Annotated in this window: 3 protein-coding genes; 2 read left to right on the forward strand and 1 reads right to left on the reverse strand. The window is 75.3% G+C overall.

Annotation, left to right across the window (positions count from 1 at the left end; all coding sequences use genetic code 11):
- The coding region (locus ABZ641_RS32000; RefSeq protein WP_359987490.1) for a multicopper oxidase domain-containing protein at positions 1 to 513 on the forward strand (513 nt) is incomplete at its 5' end.
- Between the two features lie 45 nt (positions 514 to 558).
- Here the strand turns inward: ABZ641_RS32000 and ABZ641_RS32005 are convergent.
- Complete coding sequence (locus ABZ641_RS32005) at positions 559 to 1482, reverse strand: NADP-dependent oxidoreductase (protein WP_344623317.1); 924 nt, start codon at positions 1480 to 1482, stop codon at positions 559 to 561.
- Positions 1483 to 1620: 138 nt separating this feature from the next.
- Between ABZ641_RS32005 and ABZ641_RS32010 the strand changes: the two genes are divergently transcribed.
- A complete protein-coding gene (locus ABZ641_RS32010) occupies positions 1621 to 2670 on the forward strand; it encodes a helix-turn-helix domain-containing protein (RefSeq protein WP_344623384.1) in 1050 nt (349 codons plus the stop codon).
- The last annotated feature ends 98 nt before the right edge of the window (positions 2671 to 2768 follow it).

The following is a 2768-nucleotide window of genomic DNA, read 5'->3' on the forward strand; positions in this document are numbered from 1 at the left end:
GGCCCGTCCGCCGGAGCCGCCCAGGGCGAGGAGTTCGAGCTCCTGCGCCTGGACCCGCGGCCGCAGCTCCGCGCGGGCACGGCGACGCCCTCGGCGTTGGCCGTGATCCCCCCGCCGGTGACGGCGTCCGCGGTGGCGCGCACCTTCGAGCTCGACGGCAACACCATCAACGGCCTGCCGATGGACATGGAGCGGATCGACGTCACCGCCACCGTCGACGTCCCGGAGGTCTGGACGGTGACGAACACCCACAACCGGGTGCACAACTTCCACGTCCACGACAACCACTTCCAGGTCCTCGACGTCAACGGCGGCCCTCCCCCGCCGGAACTCGCCGGCTGGAAGGACACCGTCTCCGTACCGCCGTCCGGTTCGGTGCGCCTCGCCGTGGTCTTCCGCGACTACGCCGACCCGCGGAACCCGTACATGTACCACTGCCATCTGATGCGCCACGAGGACGACGGCATGATGGGCCAGTTCGTGGTCGTCGGGAAGGGCGGGCGGACGGGCTGAGCACTCCCGGGCGGGGGCGGCGCCCCGCTCCCGGGTGTCGACGGGTCAGTCGACGGTGAGGACGATCTTGCCGGTGGTGCGGCCCTGCTCGCCGATCTCGTGCGCCTTGGCCGCCTGCGCCAGCGGCAGGACGGTCTCGACCACGGGCTTCAGTGCGCCGCGCTCCGCCAGGGCGGCGATCTCGCGCAGGCCGAGGTGGTCCGGCTCGACCAGGACCCAGGCCGCCCGCACGCCGTCCGGGGCGGCCGGGACGTCGTCCGGGCCGGGCAGGGTGATCAGCCGGCCGCCGGTCCTGAGCACCTTCAGGGAGCGTTCGGCGGTCTCGCCGCCGAGGCCGTCCAGCACCACGTCGACGTCGGAGACCACGTCCTCGAACCGGACCGCGCGGTAGTCGACCACCTCGTCCGCGCCCAGCTCCCGCAGCAGGTCGTGCTTGCCGGCACTGGCCGTGCCGATGACGTACGCGCCGCGGGCCTTGGCGATCTGCACGGCGAAGTGGCCGACGCCGCCGGCCGCCGCGTGCACCAGCACCCGCTCCCCGGGGCGGACGTCGGCCGCGTCCACCAGGGCCTGCCAGGCGGTCAGCGCGGCCAGCGGCAGCGCCGCGGCCTCCACGTGCGTCAGGTTGGCGGGCTTGGGCGCGAGGTGGCGGGCCGGTGCGACCACGTACTCGGCGTACCCGCCGGCCTGGCGGGGGAAGAGCGGCATCCCGTAGACCTCGTCGCCGGGGCGGAAGATCCCGACGCCGGGGCCGACGGCCTCGACCGTGCCGGACACGTCCCAGCCGACCGCCGGCACCGCGCCCCACTCGATGAGGGCGCCGCCGGCCCGGGTCTTCCAGTCCACCGGGTTCACCCCGGCCGCGTGCACCCGCACCAGCACCTCGTTCAGCCCGGGCTCGGGCCGCTCGACCTCGCGCTCGACCAGGTTCTCGGGCCCGCCCCACTGCTCCACGACCACCGCACGCATGTCTGTTCCTCGTCCTTCGTTGCGTTCCTGTGCGCCGGGCTCCCCCGGCGACGCAGTCAACGATCCGGCACCCGGGCCCGGCACGGTGTTGGCCGTTCGGTCACCATGTGACAGGATCTGGCCATGGCCGGATCGCGGATGGACATGACGGAGAGCGAGCGGAAGCGGACGCCGGGTGCACCGGGCCGGCCGCACCGGATCGCCGTGCTCGCCCTGCCCGGGGTCCCGCCCTTCGAGCTCGGCATCCCGTCCCGCGTCTTCGGCAGCGCCGAGGACGCCGAGCGGCGCCCGCTCTACGAGGTCACCGTCTGCACGGCCGACGGCGCCCCCGTCCTCAGCGACGCCGGCTTCACCGTGCAGCCGGCCGCCGGCCCCGAGGCGCTGGCCGCCGCGGACACCGTGATCGTCCCGCCGACGCACGCCATGCCCGAGCTGAGCCACGGCGGTCCCCTGCCCCCCGAGGTCTCGGCGGCCATCGCCGGGATCCGGCCCGGCACCCGGCTGGTGTCGATCTGCACCGGCTCGTACGTGCTCGCCGCGGCCGGCCTGCTCGACGGCCGGCCGGCCACCACGCACTGGAACCTCGCCCCGGAGTTCCGCCGGGCCTACCCGGACGTCAAGGTCGACGAGGAGGTCCTGTTCGTCGACGACGGCGACGTGCTGACCTCCGCCGGTGTCGCCGCCGGCGTCGACCTGTGCCTGCACATGATCCGCCGCGACCACGGCGCGGCCGTCGCCAACCGGGCCGCCCGCATGTGCGTCGTGCCGCCGTGGCGGGACGGCGGGCAGGCGCAGTACATCGACCGGCCCGTCCCCGAGCCCACCGTCGCCAGCACCACCGCCACCCGCGCCTGGGCCCTGGAGCACCTCGGCGAGCCGCTGCCCCTCGACCGGCTCGCCGAGCACGCACGGATGAGCCTGCGCTCCTTCACCCGGCGGTTCCGCGACGAGGTCGGCATGACCCCGGTGCAGTGGCTCACCGCCCAGCGCCTGGAACTCGCCAAGCACCTGCTGGAGACCACCGACCTGCCGATCGACCTGGTCGCGCACCGGGCCGGCCTCGGCTCGGGCAACTCGCTGCGCACCCACATGCGGACGGCCTTCGGGGTCTCACCCGCCGCCTACCGCCGCACCTTCAGCCCCCACGACACCGTCACCGCCGTCCCCGCCGCCGGGGCACGCCGCTGACGGTCCGGCGGGCAGCACCGCGCCGCCCGGGCCGACGGCACGCCGGGGACGATCCGCGCGGACGGTCCCGGGGCAGCGGTGGGGCGCGCCCCGGGACC

This window comes from Kitasatospora sp. NPDC007106 (assembly GCF_040634455.1).
Classification (GTDB): Bacteria; Actinomycetota; Actinomycetes; order Streptomycetales; family Streptomycetaceae; genus Kitasatospora; species Kitasatospora arboriphila.

Excerpts from the sequence above, each read along its gene's own strand:
- ABZ641_RS32005 (WP_344623317.1), bottom strand. The coding sequence starts at position 1,482 with ATGCGTGCGGTGGTCGTGGAGCAGTGGGGCGGGCCCGAGAACCTGGTC.
- ABZ641_RS32010 (WP_344623384.1), top strand. The coding sequence starts at position 1,621 with ATGGACATGACGGAGAGCGAGCGGAAGCGGACGCCGGGTGCACCGGGC.